The sequence below is a fragment of the Pseudomonas sp. FG35 genome (genome assembly GCF_057809295.1).
The window spans coordinates 298,775-324,534 of sequence record NZ_JBMDJR010000005.1 but is presented as its reverse complement, the minus strand read 5'-3'; the positions used below and the strand labels follow the sequence as shown (position 1 = coordinate 324,534).

The window sequence follows — 25,760 nt, the reverse complement described above, 5'->3', positions numbered from 1 at the left end:
CGGGCTTTTTCAGCAAGCGAGCGACACGCCTCAGATAGGGCGGCTGCCGTACTTGTTGTCCGGTTTCTTGGGCGGATCGGCGACCACGTTGGCCTCCACTTCCTGCACCTTGCCGCCGCGTGCAAGGAACTCTTCCATGGCCTTGGCCAGGGCGTCGCGCTCCTTGTTCTTGGCTTCAATGCTCGGCAACTCGTCGACCGACACCGCAGCCTTGGCCTTGCCTTTGGCAGCCGGGGCCGGCGTATCGTCACCGCCATCGTCTTCAGCAACGTCTTCCGCTGCTGCTTCCAGACCGTCTTCGGCCTCGTCTTCGTCGCCTACTTCGAGGTCGTCGTTTTCCAGATCATCGTCGCTCATGTTCTACCTCATGACTTGCGAAAAGCAGATTAGTTATAGACCAGCTTTGGCGACTGTCGAAAGTCGCCGGAAAAAAATCGGTAACCATTGGTGACCAACGGTTTATGCCCCTTCACCGTGCAAGGTGGCGAGGACTTTACGGGCACCGCCATGATCACGGTGCTCGCCCAGATAAACGCCTTGCCAGGTACCCAGTGCCAGTCGGCCCGCCGTTACCGGCAAACTGATCTGACAGCCCAGCACGCTGGCCTTGAAGTGCGCCGGGAGGTCGTCCAGGCCTTCGTCGTTATGCTCATAGCCGTCTGCTCCTTGTGGGATCAGACGATTGAAAAATCGTTCGAAGTCGCGACGTACCGCCGGATCGGCGTTCTCGTTGATGGTCAACGACGCCGAGGTATGCTGCAGCCACAAATGCAACAGACCGACCCGGCATGCCTTGAGTTCAGGCAGGCCGGCGAGCAACTCGTCGGTCACCAGATGAAAGCCCCGGGGCCGTGCCCGCAGGGTTATCAGAGTCTGTTGCCACATACAGTTCTCCGCACGTTCGGGGCGCATTCTAGCGCGCTCTGGAAAAAAACAAAGGCCCTAATATTCCTTCAATGATGTAAGCCTTTGGCCGCAGAAAAACACTCGTCGTAAACACGACCAAAGCAGTACGAAAAATCCTTTCAGCTGTATCGGGGAAGACAAATTCCAGACAAAAAAATGCCCGGCGAGCCGGGCAAGTTTTTTGCGGCGCGTGCTTACAGGTTGTAGCCACGCTCGTTGTGTTGTGCCAGATCCAGGCCGACCGATTCTTCTTCCTCGGTCACGCGCAGACCCATCACGGCATCCAGCACCTTGAGGATGATGAAGGTGACGATCGCGGTATAGATCACGGTGAAGCCGACGCCTTTGCACTGAATCCAGACTTGTGCGGCGATGTCGGTGACGGTGCCGAAGCCACCCAGCGACGGTGCGGCGAACACACCGGTCAGGATCGCGCCGAGGATACCGCCGATACCGTGCACGCCGAAGGCGTCCAGGGAGTCGTCATAACCGAGTTTGCGTTTCAGGGTGGTGGCGCAGAAGAAGCACACCACGCCTGCCGCCAGACCGATGACCAGGGCACCCATCGGGCCCACGGTGCCAGCGGCCGGAGTGATCGCCACCAGACCTGCAACGACGCCGGATGCGATACCCAGTGCGCTAGGTTTGCCGTGGGTGATCCACTCGGCGAACATCCAGCCCAGTGCAGCAGCGGCGGTCGCGATCTGGGTCACCAGCATCGCCATGCCGGCGGTGCCGTTGGCGGCCGCAGCGGAACCGGCGTTGAAGCCGAACCAGCCGACCCACAGCATCGCCGCGCCCATCAGGGTGTAACCCAGATTGTGTGGCGCCATCGGCGTGGTCGGGAAGCCTTTGCGTTTACCCAGTACCAGGCAGGCAATCAGACCGGCCACACCGGCGTTGATGTGCACCACGGTGCCGCCCGCGAAGTCGAGTACGCCCCAGTCCCACATCAGGCCGCCGTTGCCGGACCAGACCATGTGCGCGATCGGTGCATAAACCAGGGTGAACCAGATGCCCATGAAGATCAGCATCGCGGAGAACTTCATCCGCTCGGCGAATGCACCGACGATCAGCGCCGGGGTGATGATCGCGAAGGTCATCTGGAAGGTGATGAAGACCGCCTCGGGGAACAGCGCCGCCGGGCCGGTCAGGCTCGCTGGCGTGACACCGGCCAGGAACGCCTTGCCGAAACCGCCCACGAACGAATTGAAGTTGACGACGCCCTGCTCCATGCCGGTGGTGTCGAACGCGATGCTGTAGCCATAAATGACCCACAGGACGCTGATCAGACCGGTAATGGCAAAGCACTGCATCATCACGGAAAGAATGTTTTTCGACCGGACCATGCCGCCGTAGAACAGCGCGAGGCCGGGAATGGTCATGAACAGCACGAGGGCTGTGGAGGTGAGCATCCAGGCGGTGTCGCCGGAGTTCAGGACTGGAGCTGCCACTTCGTCTGCCGCCATGGCCAGGCCGGGCATTACGATAGACAACAGGGCTCCTAGCCCTGCGAATTTACGCAGAGTCATATTGTTTTCTCCTGGGGCGTTGGGTTTGTGGCGGCGCTTAGATCGCGTCGGTATCGGTTTCGCCGGTACGGATGCGGATCGCCTGTTCCAGATTGACCACGAAGATCTTGCCGTCACCGATCTTGCCGGTGTTGGCAGCCTTGGTTATCGCCTCGATAACCCGATCCAGATCCTTGTCGTCGATGGCAACGTCGATTTTCACCTTGGGCAGAAAATCGACCACATACTCCGCGCCGCGATACAGCTCGGTGTGACCCTTCTGCCGACCGAAGCCTTTGACTTCAGTAACGGTAATGCCCTGCACGCCGATTTCGGACAGCGACTCGCGCACGTCGTCCAACTTGAACGGCTTGATGATGGCAGTGACTAGCTTCATGAAACTCTCTCCCGAATTGGTGGACTTGCCCCAGGAAAACAAACCCGACTCAAGTCTAAGCGCAGTGCCTGGCTTTGTAACGCTTCGTTGTCGACGCCAGCTAACCGCTCCAGACGAAACTCCCCGCTCCGTCTGCCGCACTGCATTCGTCACAGCGACTGCATCAGTGCATGGGTCGAAGGTGTCTAAGCAGAAAGCTTGCCATCTCGCCAAAAACCACTGATTTCAATCCCTTGGCCGCTGCGGCAGATGCCATCACCCAAATGGCACTCGGGATACGCACAACAACGGTGCGTGGCCGTGCATCCAGTTGCGCGAAAAGCGTGCATCCGTGCCTGCGCAAATGACTATAGACACTGCGTGATACACTGCCGGCCATAGTTTCCAGGACATATCCCATGCTCGCGCCCAAAGACTTCCTCGACGCCCTGAGCGGCACCGCCTCCCGCCTGTTCAGCGGCGACACGCCCTTGCCAAAAGCCGAAATCGAAAGCCAGTTCAAGATGCTGCTGCAAAGCGCCTTCAGCAAACTGGACCTGGTGAGCCGCGAAGAGTTTGACAGTCAGATGGTGGTGCTGGCGCGCACTCGGGCCAGGCTGGAGAGCCTTGAAGCGAAGGTGGCGGAGATGGAAGCGAAGCTGACGCCGCCGGCGGAGTAACACCTCGTGTCTTTGTGAATGCGGCCCCTTGTGGGAGCGGGCTTGCCCGCGAATGAAGGTCGGAACGACCTTCCCGCCATTCAGGATTCGCTGCCGAATCTCGGCAGAATCCTACAGCTGGCAACCCCGCCGTCCGATTGCGTCGTGAAGCCCAGATTCCTAAGCTCACCCAATGCTGAATGTTCAGCACTGGGTTTGCGCCCAGTTTGGCCGATACGATTTCTGCCAGTCAGCGGCACTTTTTGAAGGTCGCCGCGACCTATGGCAAAGAATTGGAGCCAGATGGCTGGCTCGCCGGTGGCGGAACCTGAATCCCGAATTAAAAGTCCGCCTAGTTGGCGGTTTTTTTACGCCTGACGATTAATCATTTCGACTCCAGCAACATCCAGTGAAGGTTTGCCCAGGCAGCCGTCCCTCCAACTCTCTCCTCCCCGACTACCCTTAAAAAACCGCAGGAAGCGGCCCCCGATTCAACTCAAGGAACGACCATGTCCCTCGCCATCGTCCACAGCCGCGCCCAGATAGGCGTGGATGCCCCCGCCGTCACCGTCGAAGTTCACCTGGCCAACGGCTTGCCCTCGCTGACCATGGTCGGCCTGCCCGAAGCGGCAGTGAAGGAGAGCAAGGACCGGGTGCGCAGTGCGATCATCAATTCCGGGCTGCAGTTTCCGGCGCGGCGGATCACCTTGAATCTGGCGCCGGCGGATCTGCCCAAGGATGGCGGGCGGTTCGATCTGGCGATTGCGCTGGGAATTCTGTCGGCGAGTGTGCAGGTGCCGACGTTGACCCTGGATGACGTGGAATGCCTGGGTGAGCTGGCGTTATCCGGTGCAGTGCGGGCGGTGCGTGGGGTGTTGCCAGCGGCGCTGGCGGCACGCAAGGCCGGGCGGACGCTGGTGGTGCCGCGGGCGAATGCCGAGGAGGCGTGTCTGGCGTCAGGACTGAGGGTGATCGCAGTGGATCATCTGCTGGAGGCCGTGGCGCATTTCAACGGGCATACACCGGTCGAGCCTTATGTCTCGGATGGGTTGATCCATGCCGCCAAACCCTATCCCGACTTGAATGAGGTACAGGGCCAACTGGCCGCCAAACGGGCGCTGCTGATTGCCGCCGCCGGTGCGCACAATCTGCTGTTCAGCGGGCCACCGGGGACGGGCAAGACGTTGCTGGCCAGCCGATTACCGGGATTGCTGCCACCGCTGGCCGAGAGTGAAGCGCTGGAAGTGGCGGCGATTCAATCCGTCGCCAGCGGCGCACCGTTGACCCACTGGCCGCAGCGCCCGTTCCGCCAACCGCATCACTCGGCCTCCGGGCCGGCATTGGTCGGCGGCAGTTCAAAACCGCAACCCGGTGAAATCACCCTCGCCCATCACGGCGTGCTGTTTCTCGATGAGCTACCCGAGTTTGATCGCAAGGTGTTGGAGGTTCTGCGCGAACCGCTGGAATCCGGCTGCATCGTGATCGCAAGGGCCAAGGAACGGGTGCGGTTTCCCGCGAGATTCCAGCTGGTCGCGGCGATGAACCCCTGCCCCTGTGGATATCTTGGCGAACCGAGCGGCAAGTGCTCGTGCACGCCGGACATGGTGCAGCGCTATCGCAACAAACTGTCGGGGCCGTTGCTGGACCGGATCGATTTGCACCTGACGGTGGCGCGGGAGGCCACAGCGTTGAACCCTGCGGTGAAACCGGGAGAGGACAGCGCCAGCGCGGCCACGCGGGTCGCCGAGGCCCGCGAGCGTCAGCAAAAACGTCAGGGCTGTGCCAATGCGTTTCTCGATTTGCCGGGGCTGAAGAAGCACTGCAAGTTATCCACAGCCGATGAAACCTGGCTGGAGTCAGCCTGTGAGCGACTGACCCTGTCGCTGCGTTCAGCACATCGGCTGCTCAAGGTTGCACGGACACTGGCCGATATAGAGAAGGTTGATGCCATATCACGTGAGCATCTGGCCGAAGCGCTGCAATATCGCCCAGCGACGCAATGACGGGATGGACAGGCAGCTTACAGGCGACCTGTGCCAGCTGAAAATAAAGTCCGCGCGCGCTGATAGCCATTAGCCAAGATGTGATATAACGACGGCGCTTTTCATCAGGCGCCAGAGCTTTTAGTTAAAAACTTCAAACTTTAAAGCAATATAAAATGGAGGCGACACATCATGGAAAAGAACTCTTCAGCCCAGCGGGCGCAATACACTTGATCAATAAAATCGTCATGAGACGGCGGACTTAAAACAACTGCCGATGACAGATCTTCAATGGCGAACGCGTCAAGACAATATCAATCAGTTGTCTACGCGCAATCCAGCTGATCCAACTTTTTTGCCACGGCAAATTTTAAAAGTACAAGTCAATAATGAAAAACGTCTATTTGATCAGCAATGTCACCCGTGGCGGAAAAACCTACCTCGAATACCTGATCCCGGCGCTCAATGCCCTGCGCCACGCCTACAACTGCATCGTGCTGCAGACCGACAAGACCGGCCTGAGCAGGCAGGAGGCAGAAGAGATCCTTGACTATCCGGTTGAGCAGGTTGAAGTCGAAGTCATCGCGAACCTGGCCTCGCAAGTCGTCATTTCAAACGATGCCTGGATTGGCCGACTGCTCGACGATTCGAACTTCGGTATTTTCCTGACCCACGGCAATGTGGGAATGCCGACCAAAGACAAGTATTACTACGCCGAACTGACGTCCTATTGGGATGTGGTCATTTCTTCGTCCCGATCGGGTTTTGATCTGATCAGATCGGGCCTGCAACGCTACAGACCCGACAGAAAGGCCCTGAAATCGCTGATTGCCGATGGCATAGCCTTGCGCTCCGACCTGCGCAAGACCAGTCCGGTCGCGACTCTGCCCATCAAGGTTCCGAAATTCTTTGAATCCGCTCCCGGGTCAAACAAGGCGTCGGATGATTTCGTTGTCGGACTGCTGCCGACCCAACTGGGAATCTGCCCAAGCGGCGCCTCCCTGTACGAGAACCTGCAAACCGTGATCAACGCGGTCAAATCACAGATCCCTCACGCCCGGTTCATCCTGCGTCCGTACATGGCCGACCTTCAGCATCCAACCCTGAAGGACCTGTGCAACCAGCTCTCGGCGTATGAATGGATCACCATCGACACGACGGGCACCAGCAGCACGGTTTTCTACCAGCAGTGCGACACCATCATTACCGATGCCTCGACCGGCGGTGTCTCGTTCATGCTCAACACGTGCAGGCTGCCAATCTATTACGTTCCGACGACCGACGAGTCCAACCCGACCGTCGACGTCTGGTTGCAGCAAATGAACAACTTGCTGCCCATCGCCAAGAACGGCGAAGAACTCAAAGAGCTGGCACTCGGTTTCAGCCTGATGTCCCCTGAAGACTGCTACTTCATTTACAAGAAGTTCTATGAGAGTCAATACAGCAACTTGCCATTACCGCAGGATGTGTTTCACGACTTGATTGAAAACAGGCACGACTCGATGTTCTGCCAACTAACCATCGACTCTTTTGGCAACATCAAAGAACGTGACTGAATACTTGTATCGCGTATTGAACCGGTGCAGGTTCATCACGCCAGGTATCCAAACCGGACACTGGTCAGAATGCTATGAAATGTAACCCTCACGCGCAGGTGATCTGGATTACGGGCCTTTCAGGCGCCGGCAAATCAACGCTGGCCGGTGATCTCGTTGACCGTCTGCGCAGCCGCGGCGAATCGGTCGTGATGCTCGACGGCGACGAGCTGCGCGAGGTGTTCGGCGCCACCGCAGCCAGCTCGCAGAACCATGGCCGCGAAGGGCGACTCGCGCTGGCCATGCAATACGCCCACCTCTGCAGAATGATCGCCGCACAAGGCCACACCGTGGTGATCGCAACGATTTCGCTGTTTCGTGAAGTTCATGCGTGGAACCGTGCCCACCTGCCCGGCTATTTCGAGGTTTATCTCAAAGTACCGTTAGAGGAACTCGGTCGCCGGGATCCCAAGGGCATCTACCGTCGGTTTCATGCCGGTGAACTGCACAACGTTGCCGGTCTCGACCTGCCTGTGGATGAACCGCAGGCAGCGGACTGGCTGGTTGAATTCGACCCGCTGCGCTCCAGGCACGACCTGGCAGACGATCTACTCAATAAAATCAATACAAGGAATCCGGCATGAAAACCGAATGGGATTACACCACCCTGGCCGACGCTTACCTGAAGCGTCCTGACTACGCCGATGCTGCCATCGATGCCATGCTCTCGATCGCAGGTGCCGAACAGGGCGACAAATTCTGTGACGTCGGCGCCGGCGTTGCGCACCTGACGCTGATGCTGGCCGCTCGCGGTCTGGACGTCACCGCCGTGGAGCCCAACGATGCAATGCGCGGCAACGGCATCAAGCGCACTGCCGAACTGACCAATGTCAAATGGCACGAAGGCACCGGCGAAGCGACCGGGCAAGCGACCCAGGCGTTCGACATGGTCACCTTCGGCAGCTCGTTCAACGTCTGCGACCGCCAGCAGGCCCTCAAGGAAACCGCGCGCATTCTCAAGCCACGGGGTTGGTTCGCCTGCATGTGGAACCACCGCAACCTGGAAGACCCGATCCAGGCCCGAATCGAAGCGATCATCAAGGAACGCGTACCCGGTTATGGCTACGGCACCCGCCGCGAAGACCAGACGGCCGTGATCGACGCCAGCGAACTGTTCGGCCCGGTCGTGCATCTGGATGCCCGCGTCGTTCACCACCAGAGCATCGAAGAATGCCTGGAAGCCTGGCGCTCCCACGCCACGCTGGAGCGTCAGGCCGGTGCGAATTTCCATGAAGTGATCAGCGCCATCGACGACTACCTCAAGGGCCTGAAGACGCCTTCGATCCAGATTCCGTACTCGACGAACATTTGGGTCGCCCAGCTGAGATAACGCCTGATGGCCCTGCATTTCTCTACCAAGGCCGGGACGCTGTCCAGCCTGCAAGGACGGCTCACCTCGGCCTGCATTGCTCCGCTATTGGCATTCACAGTGGCGGACTGGCGGCGGGACCGGCAAGCCTGTGTCCAGGCGATCCGGGAACGACTGCCGGCCGCCCCGTGGATCGTGCGCTCCAGTTGCGGGCGCGAGGACAGTGCCCAAGCGTCCTTAGCGGGCGCCTTCCTGTCGATCCCGAATGTCGACGATGCAGGGCTGAGCCCGGCGGTGGAACAGGTCATCGCCAGTTATGGCGAGGCGTGTCCGGCGGATGAAATACTGATCCAGCCCATGCTGGAGAATGTGCTGCGATCCGGCGTGGCGTTTTCCCATGACCCCAACACCTGCGCGCCCTATCGCGTGGTTAACTGGTCGGAAGGCAACGACACGGCCTCGGTGACCGGTGGCATGGGCGGTCGGCTCTGGCAGCAGGCTGCCCAGAGCAAGGTTGCAGCGCCCGCCGCCCTCGCGCCCGTGGTTGGCCTGCTCGAAGAGCTGCTGGCACTGTTCGGTGGCGAGCCCGTCGACTGTGAGTTTGCCGTCACACGGGAAGCCGAAGGCGAAGTGCTCTGGCTGTTGCAGGCCCGACCCCTGATCCTGCCTTCCCGTCCAGAGACCGATGCCGAGCAATCGGCCCGGCTGGACAGCATTCAGCGCAAAGTGGCGCGCGGCATGCGACCGCATCCGTTCCTGATCGGACAGCGCACCGTCTATGGCGTGATGCCTGACTGGAACCCGGCGGAAATCATCGGTATCCGGCCCAAACCGTTGGCGCTCTCGTTGTACCGGGACCTGGTGACCGATTCCATCTGGGCTTACCAGCGGCACAACTACGGCTACCGCAACCTGCGCAGCTTTCCGCTGATGCCGCACTTTTTCGGCCTGCCTTATATCGATGTGCGCCTGTCGTTCAACTCGTTCATTCCGGCGGACCTCGATGAGGATCTGGCGGGACGACTGGTCGACTATTACATCGACCGGTTGCTGGCCGAACCGACACTCCACGACAAGGTGGAGTTCGAGATCGTGTTCTCGTGCTACACCCTGGACCTCTCGCAGCAGCTGGAACGCCTCGCCGATGCAGGCTTTCAGCCCCACGAGCTGGAAGCGATCAGCACCAGCCTGCGCCAGCTGACCAACCGCATCGTCCATCCCAAGGACGGTCTGTGGCGAAGCGATGCCAACAAGCTGGATGTGCTCAATGCACGTCGTGAGGAGCTGCTGGCTTCCGATGCCGATCCGCTGGAGCGCATTTACTGGCTGCTGGAAGATGCGAAACGCTATGGCACCCTGCCCTTCGCCGGTCTGGCCCGTGCGGGTTTCGTCGCCGTGCAGATGCTCAGGTCGCTGGTGTCCGTGGGCGTGTTCTCTCAGGCCGACTACGATGCGTTCATGGCCGGTGTTTCAACCGTCAGCGGGCAGCTGGCGCGCGACCGGGCGACGCTCGGCAAGTCAGAATTCCTTGCGCGTTACGGCCATTTGCGACCGGGCACCTACGACATTCTGTCTCCCCGTTACGATGAAGCACCGGAACTCTATTTCGACTGGACACAGCGTCCCTCCGCCCCGGAACCCCTTCAGCCGTTTTCGCTGACGCTGCCGCAGATGCGCGAGATCGTGAAGCTGCTGGAAGCCCATGGTTTGCAGCCTGATCCAGTGGGTTTGCTGGACTTCCTGCAGAACGGTATCGAACTGCGGGAGCTGGCCAAGTTTCACTTCACCCGCAATCTCTCCGATGCCCTTGCCCTGATTGCACAAGTCGGTGCCGAGCACGGCATCGATCGCGAAGACCTGGCTTACTGCGACATCCGCGCCTTCACCGAACTGCACGTGGCGGCGGCGGATCCGAAAGAGGTGCTGCTGCGCAGCATCGAACAGGGCAAGGCGCGTTATGCCGAGACGCTCAAGGTCTCCCTGCCGCCGGTGATCACCCGCCCGGAAGATGTCTGGAGCTTCGAGTGGCCGGAAACGGCGCCCAATTTCATCACCCAGAAACGCGTGACCGCGCCGGTTGTGCTGTGCGATGACCGGGACAAACTCGCCGGGGCGATCGTCTGCATTCCCAATGCCGATCCGGGGTTCGACTGGCTGTTCGCCTACCCGATTGCCGGATTGATCACCGCCTGGGGCGGCGCCAACTCGCACATGGCGATTCGTGCGGGCGAACTGGGCTTGCCAGCCGTCATTGGTGCGGGTGAAGTGCTTTACCGGCGCTGGTCGACCGCGGACTTCCTGCACCTGGATTGCCCGGGCCGCCGGGTGGAGATGATGACATGAAGGTGGTCGCAGTCAGTCAACGGGTGGACAGCCATCCCGAGCGCGAAGAAACCCGTGATGCACTGGATCAGCGACTGATCGGGTTCCTTCTGACAGCCGGCTTCATCCCGGTGCCAGTACCCAACGGCTTTCCGCTCGATCACTGGCTGGCGGCCGTCGCGCCACACGCCATCGTGCTGTCGGGTGGCAATGACATCGGTCAGTGGCCGGCCCGCGACCGTACCGAGAGCGAGTTACTGGATCACGCTCGCGAACGTCAGTTGCCGGTACTGGGCATTTGTCGCGGCATGCAGATGCTGGCGCACGAGGCTGGCGGCGAGTTGAAACCGGTGACCGGTCATGTGCGAACCCGGCATCAGCTGTCCGGCCGGATCGTCGCCGAGGTGAACAGCTATCATAGCCTCGCTCTTGCCGGTTGCCCGCAGGGTTTCGACGTCATGGCGCGCAGCGAGGACGGTGAAATCGAAGCCATCCGCCACCTTCAACTGCCTTGGGAAGGCTGGATGTGGCACCCGGAGCGCGAAGCGGATTTTGCCACCCACGACCTAGAACGTATCCGGCAGCTGTTCGGCGAACCTGACTCCATTCAATAACCCACGGGATAGACGTGTTGTGAAAGCCATTATTCTGGCTGCCGGACGTGGCAGTCGCATGAAAAGCCTCACGGATGAGCGCCCCAAGTGCCTGGTCGAGCTGCGAGGCAAAGCCCTGCTCGAATGGCAGCTGGAATCCTTGCGCGCGGCGGGCATCAGCGAAATCGCCATAGTGACCGGCTATAAAAGAGAGTGGCTGGCCGAGCGTGACCTGATCGAATTCCACAACCCACGCTGGGCGGACACCAACATGGTGTCGTCGCTGGCGTGCGCCGAATCCTGGCTGCAGGGCCAGCCGTGCATCGTGAGTTATTCCGATATTTTCTACAGCCCGGACGCCGTTCGTTCGTTGGTGACCAACGAAGCATCGCTGGCCGTCACCTACGACCCCCATTGGCTGAAATTGTGGACGCAGCGTTTCGGCGATCCGTTGCTGGATGCCGAAACGTTCCGCCTGACCGACGCAGGTACGCTGGCCGAAATCGGCAACAAGCCGCAATCGGTGGACGAAGTTCAGGGTCAGTACATGGGGCTGCTGCGCTTCACCCCTGAGGGTTGGGCAGAAGTCGTTCGGCTACGAGCCGAACTGACCCCGGAACAACGCGACAAGATGCACATGACCAACACCCTGCAACGTGTCATCGATGCGGGTCGGGTTCCGGTCGCGGCCGTGGCCTACAGCGGAGAATGGGGAGAGGTCGACTCCAGCGAAGACCTCTCCGCTTACCAGTAAGCGGGCACGGCGCCTCAACGGAAGCGGTCGACTTCCTGGCGCAGGTCGGCTGCCAGGCCTTCCAGTTCCTTGGCGGTGATTGCCAGGTTCGACACCACTTCGCGCTGCTCGCTGTTGGCCATCGCGATGCTTTGCAGGTTGCTGCTCAACAGCGTCGCGGTACTGCTCTGTTCCTGGGTCGCGGTGGTAATCGCCGCAAACTGCTGGCCTGCCGAACGGCTCTGCTCATCGATCCGCGCCAGCGCCGAAGCGACGTTGGCGTTGCGCGACAGGCCTTCCTGCATCAGCAGGTTGCCCTGCTCCATGTTGCTGATGGCGTTGCCGGTTTCCTGCTGAATGCTGTGAATCATGCTGGAAATTTCATCCGTCGCCTGACGGGTACGCGAGGCCAGGCTGCGCACCTCGTCGGCCACCACGGCAAAGCCGCGACCCTGCTCGCCGGCGCGGGCCGCTTCGATGGCAGCGTTGAGTGCCAGCAGGTTGGTCTGTTCGGCAATCGAGGTAATCACGCTGACGATGCCGCCGATTTCCTGGGAGCGCTGACCCAGGGTGTTGATCACGGTCGCGGTGGTGTTCAGCGCACCGGCAATCTGCTCCAGCGAGGAAGATGCTTCTTCCATCGAGGTGCGACCGATCTGGGTCTGCTGGGCATTTTCCTGAGCCAGACGCTGGGTGTTGCCCATGTTGTCGGCAATGTTCAGCGACGTAGCGGAGAACTCTTCAACCGCACCGGCCATGCTGGTAATTTCGCCAGACTGTTGCTCCATGCCTTCATAGGCGCCGCCAGACAGACCGGACAGCGCTTGAGCCCGACGGTTGACCTCTTCCGAGGCGCGGCGGATGTGCTCGACCATGGTCGACAGGGCCTGGCTCATCTGGTTGAACGCGCGAGCCAGTTGACCGATTTCGTCGTTGCTCGACACGCTCAGACGCACGCTCAGATCACCGGCGCCCAAGGCTTCGGCCTGACGGACCAGATCGCCCAGCGGCGCCAGTTTGCTGCGCAGCAACCAGACCACGGAACCGACCGCCAGCAACATCGCCAGCAGACTGCCGATGGCCAGCTGAGTGCCGACGCTCCAGGTCACCGCGCGGATCTCAGCCTTCGGCATGCTCGCCACCACCGACCACGGGCCGCCTTCGAAAGGCACGGCAATGCTGTAGAAATCTTCGGACTTGTCGCTCCAGAACCGGCCTTTACCCGGCGCCTTCGCCAAATCGTTGACCACAGGAATCGCTTGATCCAGCGCCTGCACGCCCGCCGGCGCCACCAGCCATTGGTTTTTCTCGTCCAGCAATGCCAGCGAACCGGTCTGGCCGATGCGGAAGCGCTTGAGGTTGTCGAACTGGGCGTTCTGCGCGTCGGTGTAATCGAAGCCGACGAACAACACCGCAATCACCTTGCCGCTGCTGTCACGCACCGGGGTGTATTGGGTCATGTAGGAGCGATCGAACAGCAGAGCACGACCGACGTAGCCCTGCCCTGCCATCAACTTCGCATAGGCCGGGTGGGCGTGATCGAGCACGGTGCCGATGGCGCGGGTGCCATCCTGTTTGGTCAGCGAGGTGCTGACGCGGATGAAATCTTCGCCGCTGCGCACGAACAGCGTGGCGACACCCGCCGTCATCTGTTTGAACTCGTCGACTTCCTTGAAATTGTTGTTCAACACTTCGCTGCCCAGGTGCAGGCCCGGGGTCTGGGTGCCGGCCACGGTCACCGGCTCGCTCGGATGAATGCTCAGACCTGCACTGAAGCGCTTCTCGAACAACCCGCTCAAGCGCTGGGTGCTTTCACGCAGCGTGCCGTGGAAGGTGCTCAATTGGTCGGCGAGCAGGCGTGCCTCGCTGGCCAAGTGTTCTTCACGGGTGGCGAGGTTGGCAGTGTCCAGCGAACGCAGAGCGAACACCGTACTGCCGCTGATGACTATCGCCAGTATCACGGCGAGCGCGAGGCCCAGCTGCGAGGCGATCCGAGCGCGAGGTTGAGACATGGACAGCTCCTGGCCGAACTTCCGATCCTCCTTGATCGCAGCTCGGATAATTTTCTAATGGGGGGTGAATCGTGGAGACCGGCACGACGGTTCCACATGCACGTATTCGGCGGTAAAACCGAATACTTGAGCGAAAAACAGGGTTATGGCGAAAGGCCGGCATTGTGCAGGCTCGAACGATTCAGCTCAAGCGCGTGACCGCCGGCAGCGCCATGGCGCGCACTTCGTTTTGCAGAAAGTCGCTGAGGCGGCGCAAACGTTCACCTCCAGGACGGGTCTTTGGCCACACCAGGTAATAATTCAGTCCGCTGGCGACCGCCGTTGGCCACGGCAGACTCAGGCGTCCTTGCGCGACATCCTCGGCCACCATCAGCAGATCGCCCATGGACACCCCATAGCCCCGGGCCGCCGCGATCATGCCCAGTTCCAGGGTATCGAACACTTGCCCGCCCTTGAGCGACACCTGATCCGACAGCCCCATGTGCTCCAGCCAGCTACGCCAGTCCCGGCGATCCGGCGTCGGGTGCAACAACTCGGCGCTGGCCAGTCGCGCCACATCCCAGGGCTGATCGTTGAGCAGGTTCGGCGCGCCGACCGGAATCAGCTCTTCGGGAAACAGCAGACTGGCTTCCCAGTCCAGCGGAAAATGCCCGTCGCTCAGCAATACTGCGCAATCGAAGGGCTCGTTGTTGAAGTCCACCGAATCCACATCCATCCACGCACTGGTCAGTTGCACCTCATTGCCGGGCTGCAAATGCCGGAAGCGACTGAGCCGCGCCAGCAACCAGCGCATGGTCAGGGTCGACGGGGCTTTCATGCGCAGGATGTCATCTTCGGCGCGCAAGGTATTGCAGGCTCGCTCCAGCGCGGCGAAGCCTTCGCGGATGCCCGGCAGCAGCAGGCGCGCCGACTCGGTCAGTTGCAGGTTGCGCCCGCTGCGGTGGAACAAGCGGCAGGCGAAGTGCTCTTCGAGCGTACGGATGTGCCGGCTCACCGCACTCTGGGTAATCGACAATTCTTCAGCCGCCCGGGTGAACGAACTGTGGCGGGCCGCCGCTTCGAATGCGCGCAGGGCATACAAGGGTGGAAGACGACGGGACATGCACAACGCTCCAATGGCGGGATTGCGTCAACTTAGCAGAATCGCGGCAGGATGAGTTTTAATCATGCCACCCATCCTTTTTATCCCTTTGTGCAACCTGCGCCAAACCCTGAGAATCGACGGTCTCTTGCCCCCTCTTTTAAAAGGATGTGAAAACATGCAGCGTCCTGTGCGTACCGAACTCTGGGCCATCCTGCGGCTGGCGGGGCCGTTGATCGCCTCGCAGTTGGCGCACATGCTGATGGTGCTGACCGATACCCTGATGATGGCGCGCCTCAGTCCCGAAGCGCTGGCCGGCGGTGGTCTGGGCGCGGCCACTTATTCATTCGTGTCTATTTTCTGCATCGGCGTGATCGCGGCGGTCGGCACTCTGGTGGCGATTCGTCAGGGCGCCGGCGACATCATCGGCGCCGCCCGCCTGACTCAGGCCGGGCTGTGGCTGGCGTGGCTGATGGCGCTCGGTGCCGGGTTGCTGTTGTGGAACCTGAAACCGGTGCTGTTGCTGTTCGGCCAGACCGAGACCAACGTCAACGCCGCCGGGCAGTTTCTGATCGCCCTGCCATTCGCCCTGCCCGGCTACCTGAGCTTCATGGCCCTGCGCGGTTTCACCAGCGCCATCGGCCGGGCGACACCGGTGATGGTCATCAGCCTCGCCGGCACGGTGGCCAACTTCCTGCTCAACTACGCGCTGATCACCGGCCTGTTCGGCCTGCCGAAACTCGGGCTGACCGGTATCGGCCTGGTCACGGCGATTGTCGCCAACTGCATGGCACTGGCGCTGGCCTGGCATATCCGTCGGCATCCGGCCTACGACGCCTACCCGTTGCGCGAGGGTCTGTCGCGGCCAAACCGGCAGTACCTGAAAGAACTCTGGCGCCTGGGCCTGCCGATCGGCGGGACCTACGCGGTGGAAGTCGGGCTGTTCGCCTTCGCGGCGCTGTGCATGGGCACCATGGGCAGCACGCAACTGGCGGCGCACCAGATCGCCCTGCAAATCGTCTCGGTGGCGTTCATGGTGCCGGCGGGGATGTCGTATGCGATCACCATGCGTGTCGGCCAGCATTACGGCGCCGGGCAATTGAGTGATGCGCGGATGTCCGGGCGGGTCGGCATCGTCTTCGGTGCAGTGGTGATGCTGGGGTTTGCGATGGTGTTCTGGTTGCTGCCGAATCAGTTGGTCGGTTTGTTCCTCGACCATAACGACCCGGCGTTTGCCGAAGTGATTCGTCTGGCCGTGAGCCTGCTGGCCGTGGCGGCCTGGTTCGAGCTGTTCGACGGCACGCAGACGATTGCCATGGGCTGCATCCGCGGGCTCAAGGATGCCAAGACCACATTCCTGGTCGGGCTTGTTTGCTACTGGCTGATCGGCGCGCCGGCGGCGTGGCTGATGGCGTTTCATCTGCACTGGGGGCCGACCGGCGTCTGGTGGGGTCTGGCGCTGGGGCTGGCCTGTGCGGCGGTGAGCTTGACGCTGGCGTTCGAATGGAAGATGAAGCGAATGATTCGGCTTGAGCCGCAATCTCAAGGTTTCAAGATCGCTCAGCCGGAATGAGTTTCCCTGTGGGAGCAAGCTCGCTCCCACAGGGATTTGAGGCTAAACCACGATACCCAGCGGCGGCTGGCTGGCGTCAACCACCAGATATTCAACCAGTTCCGCCAACGGCAGCGGCTTGCTGATCAGGTAACCCTGCACCTGATCGCAGCCGAACCCGCGCAACAGATCCAGTTGCTCCCGGGTTTCCACCCCTTCGGCCACCACTTCCAGGTGCAGGTTGTGCGCAAGATTGATCATCGCGTGCACCAGTTTGCGGTTCTCTTCGCGCTGCTCCATGCCGCCGACGAAGCTCTTGTCGATCTTCAGCAAGGTGATCGGCAGGCTGTTGAGGTGCACGAACGATGAGAACCCGGTGCCGAAATCATCCAGCGAAAAACGCACGCCGAGGCGACCGAGGGCGTCCATGGTCTGCTTGACCAGATCGCTGCGGCGCATCACGGCGGTTTCGGTGAGTTCGAATTCCAGCCACTGCGCCTCGACGCCGCGCTCGGCGATCAGACGACTGAGCGTCGGCAGCAACTGACTGTCCTGAAACTGGCGAAACGACAGGTTGATCGCCATGTGCAGCGCCGGCAGTCCGCGCTCGCGCAACGCCTGCATGTCGCGCAGGGCCCGGGAAATCACCCAGTAACCCAGCGGCACGATCAGACCGCTCTGCTCGGCCAGCGGCACGAATTCACTCGGCGGCAGCAGGCCGCGCTCACTGTGACGCCAGCGCACCAGCGCTTCGAGGCCGACGATCTGGCCGTCCTGCAGGTTCAGGCGCGGCTGGTAATGCAGCTCCAATTCATCGCGACGCAAAGCCCGGCGCAGCTCGCTTTCGAGGTCGGCCATGCTCCGCGCGTTGCGGTTGATCCGCTCGTTGAAGATGTGAAAAGTGCAGCCCTGAGTGCTCTTGGCCTGCTGCATGGCGATGTGCGCGTGCCACATCAACGGATCGGCGCCGCCCTGGGCCCGCGCATGGGCGATGCCGAGGCTGGAGCCGATCAGCAGGCTTTCGCCATCGACCCAGTAAGGTTCAGCCAGCGCTTCGGTGATGCGTTCGGCCATCCATTCTGCCCGTTGCGGGGCGCGGCGAGTGTCGATCAGCAGGGCGAATTCGTCGCTGCCGAGGCGCGCCAGTTGATCGCCGATTTCCAGCTGACTTTTCAGCCGTGCGACGACTTGCAGGATCAGGCGGTCGCCGGCCTGGTGGCCGAGAGCATCGTTGGCGTGGCGGAAGTTGTCGAGATCGAGGTGCCCGAGGGCCAGGCCGCGGCCGTCGTTTTCGGCGAGACGCGCCGTGAGCAGGGTCTGGAAGCCCTGACGATTGGCGATGCCGGTCAGCGGATCCTGCTCGGCCAGGCGTTGCAGGGTGTTTTCCAGCACGCCGCGTTCGCGCACATGCCGCAGGCAACGCCGGAGCATGTCGGTATCGAGGGCATCGAACACCAGCCAGTCGCTGACGCCGTCGGGCGCGGTTGCCGGTTCGTGCTCCAGCAGCAACACTGTCGGCAGGCTGCAACGGCCGGGCGCCGGCTGCAACGCGGGAACGGTCAACAGCACCGCATGGCGGTTGTCTTCGAACAGGCTGCTGACCGACTCCCAGCTCGGCGCGCTGATCAGCACCGCCGCACTCCCCAACGGAGCCAGACACTCGCGCAATAACGCTGTCCACGCTGGCTCTTCGGCCAGTAGCAGCAAACGCAAGGGTTCGACAGGCGTAGTCAAGCTGACTCCCTAGACTCTGCAATGATGTGGGCGGCGGGCATTATGCCGTTGCGGCAACCAATGACCAAACGACAACGGTAAGCAAAACGTTATTTTGTGTCACGAATGAGAACATTAGCCGCAAAATCACCGCGCATCCTGCGTGAAAGTAACAAAACCGGCAAATTTGAATCGCGTGCTGCGTCACAAGTCGGAGAGAGCAGCACAAATCGCTGAGCCTGTTAAAATGCCGGCCCATTTCGTCAACGACTCCCGAATTTTCGTATGTCCCGACTCAATCCCCGGCAGCAAGAAGCCGTGAACTACGTCGGCGGCCCTCTATTGGTGCTCGCCGGTGCTGGCTCCGGCAAGACCAGCGTGATCACGCGCAAGATTGCGCATCTGATCCAGAACTGCGGCATCCGCGCCCAGTACATCGTCGCCATGACCTTCACCAACAAGGCCGCGCGCGAGATGAAGGAGCGGGTCGGCACCCTGCTGCGTCCAGGTGAAGGACGCGGGCTGACGGTCTGCACCTTCCACAACCTGGGCCTGAACATCATCCGCAAGGAACATGAACGGCTGGGCTACAAACCCGGTTTCTCGATCTTCGACGAAACCGACGTCAAGTCGCTGATGACCGACATCATGCAGAAGGAATATGCAGGCGACGACGGCGTCGACGAGATCAAGAACATGATCGGCGCCTGGAAAAACGACCTGATTCTGCCGGCCCAGGCCCTGGAAAACGCCCGCAACCCCAAGGAACAGACCGCCGCCATCGTCTACACCCACTACCAGCGCACGCTCAAGGCGTTCAACGCGGTGGACTTCGACGACCTGATCCTGCTGCCGGTGAAACTCTTCGAAGAACACACCGACATCCTCGAAAAGTGGCAGAACAAGGTGCGTTACCTGCTGGTCGACGAATACCAGGACACCAACGCCAGCCAGTACCTGCTGGTGAAAATGCTCATTGGCAAGCGCAACCAGTTCACCGTGGTAGGCGACGACGACCAGTCGATCTACGCCTGGCGCGGCGCGCGGCCGGAAAACCTGATGCTGCTCAAGGACGACTACCCGTCCCTGAAAGTGGTGATGCTCGAGCAGAACTACCGCTCCACCAGCCGCATCCTGCGCTGCGCCAACGTGCTGATCTCGAACAACCCGCACGAATTCGAGAAGCAGCTGTGGAGTGAGATGGGCCACGGCGACGAGATCCGCGTGATCCGCTGCCGCAACGAGGACGCCGAAGCCGAACGCGTGGCCATGGAAATCCTCAGCCTGCACTTGCGCACCGACCGCCCGTACAGCGATTTCGCGATCCTCTATCGCGGCAACTACCAGGCCAAGCTGATCGAGCTGAAACTGCAGCACCATCAGGTGCCGTACCGTCTGAGCGGCGGCAACAGCTTCTTCGGCCGTCAGGAAGTGAAAGACCTGATGGCCTACTTCCGCCTGATCGTGAACCCGGACGACGACAACGCCTTCCTGCGGGTGATCAACGTGCCGCGCCGGGAAATCGGCTCGACGACCCTGGAAAAACTCGGCAACTACGCCACCGAACGCAAGATCTCGATGTACGCCGCCACCGATGAACTCGGCCTGGGCGAGCATCTGGACAGCCGCTTCACCGACCGCCTGTCGCGCTTCAAGCGCTTCATGGACAAGGTGCGCGAGCAGTGCGCCGGCGAAGACCCGATCTCCGCCCTGCGCAGCATGGTCATGGACATCGACTACGAGAACTGGCTGCGCACCAACAGTTCCAGCGACAAGGCCGCGGACTACCGGATGAGCAACGTCTGGTTCCTGATCGAAGCCTTGAAGAACACCCTGGAAAAAGACGAAGACGGCGAAATGACCGTCGAGGACGCCATCGGCAAACTCGTCCTGCGTGACATGCTGGAACGTCAGCAGGAAGAGGAAGAGGGTGCCGAAGGCGTGCAGATGATGACCTTGCATGCGTCCAAGGGCCTGGAATTCCCTTACGTGTTCATCATGGGCATGGAAGAGGAAATCCTCCCGCACCGCTCCAGCATCGAAGCCGACACCATCGAAGAAGAACGCCGCCTGGCCTACGTGGGCATCACCCGCGCGCGCCAGACCCTGGCATTCACCTTCGCCGCCAAGCGCAAACAGTACGGCGAGATCATCGACTGCGCGCCCAGCCGCTTCCTCGATGAGCTGCCCCCGGACGACCTGGCCTGGGAAGGCAACGACGACACACCGACCGAAGTCAAAGCCGTGCGGGGCAACAGCGCACTGGCTGATATACGCGCGATGTTAAAGCGCTAGAATTGACCACTTTTTACTAGACCTTCGACGCACAAAGCGTCAAATGAGGACAGCTTCATGGAAGCATTGCACCAGAAAATCCGCGAACAAGGCATTGTGCTTTCCGACCAGGTCCTGAAGGTCGACGCCTTCCTGAACCACCAGATCGACCCGGCCCTGATGAAGCTGATCGGCGACGAATTCGCCACGCTGTTCAAGGATTCGGGCATCACCAAGATCGTCACCATCGAAGCCTCGGGCATCGCCCCGGCGATCATGACCGGTCTGAACCTCGGCGTGCCGGTGATCTTCGCCCGCAAGCAACAGTCCCTGACCCTGACTGAAAACCTGCTGTCGGCGACCGTTTACTCGTTCACCAAGAAAACCGAAAGCACCGTGGCCATCTCCCCGCGCCACCTGACCAGCAGCGACCGTGTGCTGATCATCGACGACTTCCTGGCCAACGGTAAGGCGTCCCAGGCGCTGATCTCGATCATCAAGCAGGCCGGCGCCACCGTCGCTGGCCTGGGCATCGTGATCGAGAAATCGTTCCAGGGAGGCCGTGCGGAACTGGATTCGCAGGGTTACCGCGTCGAGTCGCTGGCTCGCGTGAAGTCGCTGAAGGATGGCGTGGTTACCTTCATCGACTAATCGCTGAAAAGCACAAGCTTGCCGCCGCATCCCCGGGATGCGGCGGATGCTACTGCGCGGTGGCCTTCAGGCCAGTAAGCAACAACCGCTGAAACAGGTCTTCCTTCAGACCTTCCGGGTTCGTGAGTTGCATCCGCTCAAGATGCTCCGGATACAGCGAAGCCTCAGGCGCATCCAGCGCTGCCTTGCCCAGCTCCAGAATCTCCGTCAGCTTGAACTTGCTCTTGAGCCAGTTCAGCGCCCGCAACAGATCCTTCTCGACCTCCGTGAAATCGCAGCCCAGCGGATACTCCGGAAACAGGTTCGAATGCCCCGCGGCAATCGCCTGCAAGCGGTGCGGGGTGTTGTCGGTAAAGCGCGGATCGAGACGGAAATCCTTCGGCAGCTTGCCGACCTTCTGCGCCTGTTCGATCAGGCCCTGCTGGAAGCGGGAGTCGCTGATATTGAGCAGCGCCTCGATCACCACCGCATCCGACTTGCCACGCAGATCGGCGATGCCGTACTCGGTGACCACGATATCGCGCAGGTGCCGTGGAATCGTGCAATGGCCGTATTCCCAGACGATGTTCGAACTGACGTCACCGCCGGATTCGCGCCAGCTGCGCAGCAGCAGAATCGACCGCGCATCGTGCAGGGCATGGCCCTGAGCGACGAAGTTGTACTGCCCGCCGACGCCGCTGAGCACTCGCCCGTCTTCCAGCTGATCCGCCACCCCGGCACCCAGCAGGGTCATGGTGAACACGGTGTTGATGAACCGCGCATCCAGACGCTGCAGGCGTTTGAGCTCTTCCTGACCGTACAGCTCGTTGATATAGCTGATGCGGGTCATGTTGAATTCGAGGCGTTTGCTCAGCGGCAACTCACGCAAGCGCTCATAGAAACTGCGCGGCCCAAGGAAGAAACCGCCATGGATCGACAGGCCGTCGGTTTGCGCAGACTCGTCGAGGGTCCCGGCGTTGGCCTGCTGCTGGGTCTGCACATCCGGGTAAACCTTGCGCCGGATGATCCCGGCTTCGGCCAGCACCAGCAGGCCGTTGACAAACATTTCGCTGCAGCCGTACAGGCCCTTGGCGAATGGCTCGACACCGCCCTCGCGTTCGATCAACTGTGCCCACTGGCTGAGGTTCACATCGGCCAGCAAGGCCTGGTAACCGGCGTTGTCGGCCTGACGCGCCAGCAATGCGGCGGTCAACGCGTCGCCCATTGAACCGATGCCGATCTGCAAGGTGCCGCCATCGCGCACCAAGGTACTGGCGTGCAATCCGATGAAGTGATCCTGAAAGCCGACAGGCATGTTCGGCGTGGAAAATAGTGTGCTGCTGTCCTTCTCGTCGATCAGCAGGTCGAAGGTATCGATGTCGACTTCGGCGTCGCCCGGCATGTACGGCAACTCGGTGTGCACCTGGCCGACCAGCAGAATGGTCTCCCCCGCCGCCCGGCGTTTGGCGATCATCGGGAACAGGTCGAGGGTGATGTCCGGGTTGCAGCTCAGGCTAAGACGATCCGGATGTTCGCTGCTGCTGGCGAGCAACTGCGCCACCAGGTTCAGGCCGGCGGCGTTGATGTCGCGGGCGGCGTGGCTGTAATTGCTGCTGACGTAATCCTGCTGGGCCGGCGCGCTGTTGAGCAGGCTGCCCGGCTGCATGAAGAACTGCTCGATGCGGATGTTGGCCGGCAGACTATCGCGGTGCAGATCGGCGAGGAATTCCAGTTCCGGGTAATCACCGAACACCCGCTCGACGAAGGGCTCGATGAAGCGCTTCTGCAAACCATCGCCCAGGGTCGGGCGGCCGAGGCACAGGGCGGTGTAGATCGTCAGCTGACGTTCGGGCAATCCGGCGACCCGCCGGTACAGCGCGTTGACGAAGGGATTGGGTTTGCCCAGCCCCAGCGGCAGACCCATGTGGATGTGCGCCGGCAACCGCGCCAGCACGTCGTCCACAGCCTGTTCGATAGAACACAACTGCACCATCTGAAGCCTCCTGCCCGTTCCGTGAATAGAGGTACGACCGAGATTGCCGGTTGTTTGCTGCAAAGAACAGCCTCAGGCCTGAACCGCGGGCACAAAAAAACCGTCCGGAGACGGTTTTTTTCGTCAGAAGCGCGGCTTATTTCAGGCCGGACATCTTCTGAATGGCGCCCTTCAGCTCTTCATCGGAGCAGTCGGCGCAGGTGCCTTTCGGCGGCATGGAGTTGATGCCGGTGATGGCCTTGGCCAGGATGCCGTCGAGGCCGCCCTGGTGATCGGCGCGCTCTTTCCAGGCCGCGGTGTCACCGATTTTCGGCGCGCCCAACAGGCCGGAGCCGTGGCAAGCGTTGCAATGTTTGGCAATCACTTCGTCCGGCGTCTTGGCGCCGCCACCGCCGCCTGCCGAAGCAGCGACTTCCATCCCCTTGCACTCTTGCCCTTGAACACACACCTGGCCGACCGGCTCAAGGCGTTTGGCAATGTCGTCATTCGTCGCAGCTTGAGCGCTGACAGCCCAGAGGGCCAGTACGGTTGCTGGTGCAGCCAGCATTTTCATAATTAGGTTCACGCGTTCACCCTCAATGGTGGCTATTCACGCCTGCGGCCACGGTTCGCAGGCGGGCGCAAGTATAGCGGTTAGCCCGCTTCACTGAAACAACCCCAAAGTCGAAGGGGTTATATCGCGCTGTGGAAAAACGTTTCGGGTGCCTTCGCCGGTATGGCCTGGCGCCTCTTTGTTTAAAAATTCGCCGGCGTGGCTGCGCTGATTAGTCGCGCCGGTGCATCGAACGGATTGCGGAAACGATGCGGCTTGGTACTTTCAAAGTAGTAGCTGTCGCCGGCTTCGAGGATAAAAGTTTCAAGGCCCACCACCAGCTCCAGGCGCCCTTCCACCAGAATCCCGGTTTCCTCGCCTTCGTGGGTGAGCATTTCCTCGCCGGTATCCGCGCCCGGCGGGTAGATTTCATTGAGGAACGCGATGGCCCGGCTCGGGTGCGCGCGGCCGACCAGTTTCATGGTCACGGCGCCGTCGGAAATGTCGATCAGCTCGTTGGCCTTGTAGACGATCTGGGTCGGTTTTTCCTGCAGGATTTCTTCGGAAAAGAACTCAACCATGGACATGGGAATCCCGCCCAGAACTTTCCTCAGCGAACTGATCGAAGGGCTGACGCTGTTCTTTTCGATCATCGAAATGGTGCTGTTGGTGACGCCCGCGCGCTTGGCGAGTTCACGCTGGGAAAGCCCTTTGAGCTTGCGGATCGATTGCAGTCGTTCACCGACGTCCAAGGCTGGAGCCTCCTGATGTTGTAGAAATATTGAGCGTTATCATGGCGACAGCGTTCAGTATTTACAACACTTGGGCCCCGCTTGCGCGTCAACCCTCGGAATAGAGCCTTGGCACCCGCCGCAGGTTGCAGAAAATCTGGTACGGAATGGTGTCCGCCCACTTCGCCACGTCGCTGGCGAGGATGTTCTTGCCCCACAACTCGACGGTCGAACCGAGGCCGGCTTGCGGCACATCGGTCAGGTCGATGCACAGCATGTCCATCGACACCCGGCCAAGAATGCGGCTGCGCTGGCCGGCCACCAGCACCGGCGTGCCGGTCGGTGCCTGACGCGGGTAACCGTCGGCATAACCCATGGCAACCACGCCGATGCGCATCGGTTTGTCGGTGATGAATTTCGCACCGTAACCCACCGGTTCGCCGGCCGGCAATTCGCGCACGCTGATGACTTTCGACTCCAGGGTCATCACCGGTTGCAGGCGCTCGGCCACGGCATTGGCTTCTTCGAACGGGGTAGCGCCGTAGAGCATGATGCCCGGACGCACCCAGTCGCTGTGAATCTGCGGCCAGCCCAGCACCGCCGGCGAATTGCGCAGGCTGACTTCGGCCGCCAGGCCCTGACGCGCAGCTTCGAACACTGCAACCTGATCGGCGCTGCTCTGCTCGTGCAACTCATCGGCCCGGGCGAAGTGACTCATCAGCACGACTTTCGCCACGTTGCCGCTGGCCAGCAAACGCTGGTAAGCCGCCGGGTAATCCTTCGGATGCAGGCCGACCCGGTGCATGCCCGAATCGAGCTTCAGCCACACGGTGATCGGTTTGCTCAACGTCGCCTGCTCGATCGCTTCGAGCTGCCACAGCGAATGCACCACGCACCAGAAGTCGTGCTCGACGATCAGCGCCAGCTCGTCGGCCTCGAAAAAGCCTTCGAGCAGCAGCACTGGCGCGCGAATCCCGGCGGCACGCAGCTCCAGGGCTTCTTCGATGCATGCCACCGCGAAGCCGTCCGCTTCAGCCTCCAGCGCCTGGGCGCAACGTACCGCGCCATGGCCGTAGGCATCGGCCTTGATCACCGCCAGCGCCTTGGCACCGGTGACTTCACGGGCGATACGGTAGTTGTGACGCAGGGCTTGAAGGTCGATCAGGGCACGGGCAGGACGCATGGCAGCAGACTTCTTGGCGGTCATGGGAATAAAAACCGGCGCTGGCTGGCGGCGTGAACCGCCAACAGCACCG

The 25,760-nt window shown here is 61.1% G+C and carries 22 protein-coding genes and 1 pseudogene; 11 read left to right on the top strand and 12 right to left on the bottom strand.

The window, feature by feature from the left end; all coding sequences use genetic code 11:
* Nucleotides 1-30: 30 nt before the first annotated feature.
* From sutA to glnK, 4 genes are all read right to left on the bottom strand, one after another.
* On the bottom strand, nucleotides 31-357 hold the full coding sequence (gene sutA / locus ACODTD_RS12820; RefSeq protein WP_007951900.1) for a transcriptional regulator SutA: 327 nt from the start codon (nucleotides 355-357) through the stop codon (nucleotides 31-33).
* A gap of 102 nt (nucleotides 358-459) precedes the next feature.
* Complete coding sequence (locus ACODTD_RS12815; RefSeq protein ID WP_011336526.1) at nucleotides 460-885, bottom strand: secondary thiamine-phosphate synthase enzyme YjbQ; 426 nt, start codon at nucleotides 883-885, stop codon at nucleotides 460-462.
* A 215-nt stretch (nucleotides 886-1,100) separates the two neighbouring features.
* On the bottom strand, nucleotides 1,101-2,438 hold the full coding sequence (locus ACODTD_RS12810; protein WP_007951904.1) for an ammonium transporter: 1,338 nt from the start codon (nucleotides 2,436-2,438) through the stop codon (nucleotides 1,101-1,103).
* Nucleotides 2,439-2,475: 37 nt separating this feature from the next.
* Nucleotides 2,476-2,814 carry a P-II family nitrogen regulator gene (gene glnK / locus ACODTD_RS12805; protein WP_002555808.1) on the bottom strand — a complete coding sequence of 113 codons (339 nt, stop codon included), beginning with the start codon at nucleotides 2,812-2,814 and terminating at the stop codon, nucleotides 2,476-2,478.
* Nucleotides 2,815-3,212: 398 nt separating this feature from the next.
* Here glnK and ACODTD_RS12800 point away from each other — a divergent pair, with 398 nt between their 5' ends.
* The 8 genes from ACODTD_RS12800 to ACODTD_RS12765 all read left to right on the top strand — a co-directional run bounded on the left by ACODTD_RS12800 (nucleotide 3,213) and on the right by ACODTD_RS12765 (nucleotide 12,007).
* On the top strand, nucleotides 3,213-3,473 hold the full coding sequence (locus ACODTD_RS12800; RefSeq protein ID WP_007920416.1) for an accessory factor UbiK family protein: 261 nt from the start codon (nucleotides 3,213-3,215) through the stop codon (nucleotides 3,471-3,473).
* A 488-nt stretch (nucleotides 3,474-3,961) separates the two neighbouring features.
* Complete coding sequence (locus ACODTD_RS12795) at nucleotides 3,962-5,455, top strand: YifB family Mg chelatase-like AAA ATPase (RefSeq protein WP_011336528.1); 1,494 nt, start codon at nucleotides 3,962-3,964, stop codon at nucleotides 5,453-5,455.
* A gap of 368 nt (nucleotides 5,456-5,823) precedes the next feature.
* Complete coding sequence (locus ACODTD_RS12790) at nucleotides 5,824-6,990, top strand: hypothetical protein (protein WP_011336529.1); 1,167 nt, start codon at nucleotides 5,824-5,826, stop codon at nucleotides 6,988-6,990.
* Nucleotides 6,991-7,064: 74 nt separating this feature from the next.
* Entirely contained in the window at nucleotides 7,065-7,613 is a 549-nt protein-coding gene (locus ACODTD_RS12785; protein ID WP_011336530.1) for an adenylyl-sulfate kinase, read from the top strand.
* Nucleotides 7,610-8,359 carry a class I SAM-dependent methyltransferase gene (locus tag ACODTD_RS12780; protein ID WP_489104900.1) on the top strand — a complete coding sequence of 250 codons (750 nt, stop codon included), beginning with the start codon at nucleotides 7,610-7,612 and terminating at the stop codon, nucleotides 8,357-8,359. Before ACODTD_RS12785 ends, ACODTD_RS12780 begins: the two co-directional genes overlap by 4 nt.
* A gap of 6 nt (nucleotides 8,360-8,365) precedes the next feature.
* On the top strand, nucleotides 8,366-10,681 hold the full coding sequence (locus ACODTD_RS12775; RefSeq protein ID WP_011336532.1) for a PEP-utilizing enzyme: 2,316 nt from the start codon (nucleotides 8,366-8,368) through the stop codon (nucleotides 10,679-10,681).
* Nucleotides 10,678-11,274, top strand: coding sequence for a gamma-glutamyl-gamma-aminobutyrate hydrolase family protein (locus tag ACODTD_RS12770; protein ID WP_489104899.1), 597 nt, complete (start codon nucleotides 10,678-10,680; stop codon nucleotides 11,272-11,274). Before ACODTD_RS12775 ends, ACODTD_RS12770 begins: the two co-directional genes overlap by 4 nt.
* 19 nt (nucleotides 11,275-11,293) lie before the next feature.
* Nucleotides 11,294-12,007, top strand: a complete 714-nt coding sequence (locus ACODTD_RS12765) for a phosphocholine cytidylyltransferase family protein (RefSeq protein ID WP_201818805.1) — start codon at nucleotides 11,294-11,296, stop codon at nucleotides 12,005-12,007.
* Nucleotides 12,008-12,021: 14 nt separating this feature from the next.
* On the opposite strand, the gene ACODTD_RS12760 is transcribed toward ACODTD_RS12765, so the two are convergent.
* The 3 genes and pseudogenes from ACODTD_RS12760 to ACODTD_RS12750 form a co-directional block, all read right to left on the bottom strand.
* Nucleotides 12,022-12,744, bottom strand: a complete 723-nt coding sequence (locus tag ACODTD_RS12760; protein WP_489104918.1) for a methyl-accepting chemotaxis protein — start codon at nucleotides 12,742-12,744, stop codon at nucleotides 12,022-12,024.
* A 132-nt stretch (nucleotides 12,745-12,876) separates the two neighbouring features.
* Nucleotides 12,877-13,998 (bottom strand): annotated as a pseudogene (locus tag ACODTD_RS12755) (Cache 3/Cache 2 fusion domain-containing protein); the annotation flags it as partial.
* A 181-nt stretch (nucleotides 13,999-14,179) separates the two neighbouring features.
* Nucleotides 14,180-15,100: a LysR substrate-binding domain-containing protein gene (locus tag ACODTD_RS12750; protein ID WP_011336536.1), complete on the bottom strand. Its 921-nt coding sequence runs from the start codon at nucleotides 15,098-15,100 to the stop codon at nucleotides 14,180-14,182.
* Nucleotides 15,101-15,257: 157 nt separating this feature from the next.
* Here ACODTD_RS12750 and ACODTD_RS12745 point away from each other — a divergent pair, with 157 nt between their 5' ends.
* On the top strand, nucleotides 15,258-16,652 hold the full coding sequence (locus tag ACODTD_RS12745; RefSeq protein ID WP_489104898.1) for a NorM family multidrug efflux MATE transporter: 1,395 nt from the start codon (nucleotides 15,258-15,260) through the stop codon (nucleotides 16,650-16,652).
* Between the two features lie 42 nt (nucleotides 16,653-16,694).
* Here the strand turns inward: ACODTD_RS12745 and ACODTD_RS12740 are convergent, their stop codons facing one another.
* The gene (locus ACODTD_RS12740) at nucleotides 16,695-18,365 is read right to left on the bottom strand and encodes a putative bifunctional diguanylate cyclase/phosphodiesterase (RefSeq protein ID WP_489104897.1); all 1,671 of its coding nucleotides are present in this window, start codon (nucleotides 18,363-18,365) and stop codon (nucleotides 16,695-16,697) included.
* Nucleotides 18,366-18,629: 264 nt separating this feature from the next.
* Between ACODTD_RS12740 and rep the strand changes: the two genes are divergently transcribed.
* Complete coding sequence (rep, locus tag ACODTD_RS12735; RefSeq protein WP_489104896.1) at nucleotides 18,630-20,639, top strand: DNA helicase Rep; 2,010 nt, start codon at nucleotides 18,630-18,632, stop codon at nucleotides 20,637-20,639.
* Between the two features lie 57 nt (nucleotides 20,640-20,696).
* On the top strand, nucleotides 20,697-21,269 hold the full coding sequence (locus ACODTD_RS12730; protein ID WP_150734030.1) for a xanthine phosphoribosyltransferase: 573 nt from the start codon (nucleotides 20,697-20,699) through the stop codon (nucleotides 21,267-21,269).
* Nucleotides 21,270-21,318: 49 nt separating this feature from the next.
* Here the strand turns inward: ACODTD_RS12730 and ACODTD_RS12725 are convergent, their stop codons facing one another.
* From ACODTD_RS12725 to alr, 4 genes are all read right to left on the bottom strand, one after another.
* On the bottom strand, nucleotides 21,319-23,241 hold the full coding sequence (locus tag ACODTD_RS12725; RefSeq protein WP_489104895.1) for an acetyl-CoA hydrolase/transferase C-terminal domain-containing protein: 1,923 nt from the start codon (nucleotides 23,239-23,241) through the stop codon (nucleotides 21,319-21,321).
* 136 nt (nucleotides 23,242-23,377) lie between these two features.
* Nucleotides 23,378-23,794, bottom strand: coding sequence for a c-type cytochrome (locus ACODTD_RS12720; RefSeq protein ID WP_039765242.1), 417 nt, complete (start codon nucleotides 23,792-23,794; stop codon nucleotides 23,378-23,380).
* Nucleotides 23,795-23,976: 182 nt separating this feature from the next.
* Nucleotides 23,977-24,525 carry a cupin domain-containing protein gene (locus ACODTD_RS12715; RefSeq protein ID WP_003229444.1) on the bottom strand — a complete coding sequence of 183 codons (549 nt, stop codon included), beginning with the start codon at nucleotides 24,523-24,525 and terminating at the stop codon, nucleotides 23,977-23,979.
* Between the two features lie 88 nt (nucleotides 24,526-24,613).
* Nucleotides 24,614-25,687, bottom strand: a complete 1,074-nt coding sequence (gene alr, locus ACODTD_RS12710) for an alanine racemase (RefSeq protein WP_201818877.1) — start codon at nucleotides 25,685-25,687, stop codon at nucleotides 24,614-24,616.
* Nucleotides 25,688-25,760 lie beyond the last annotated feature (73 nt).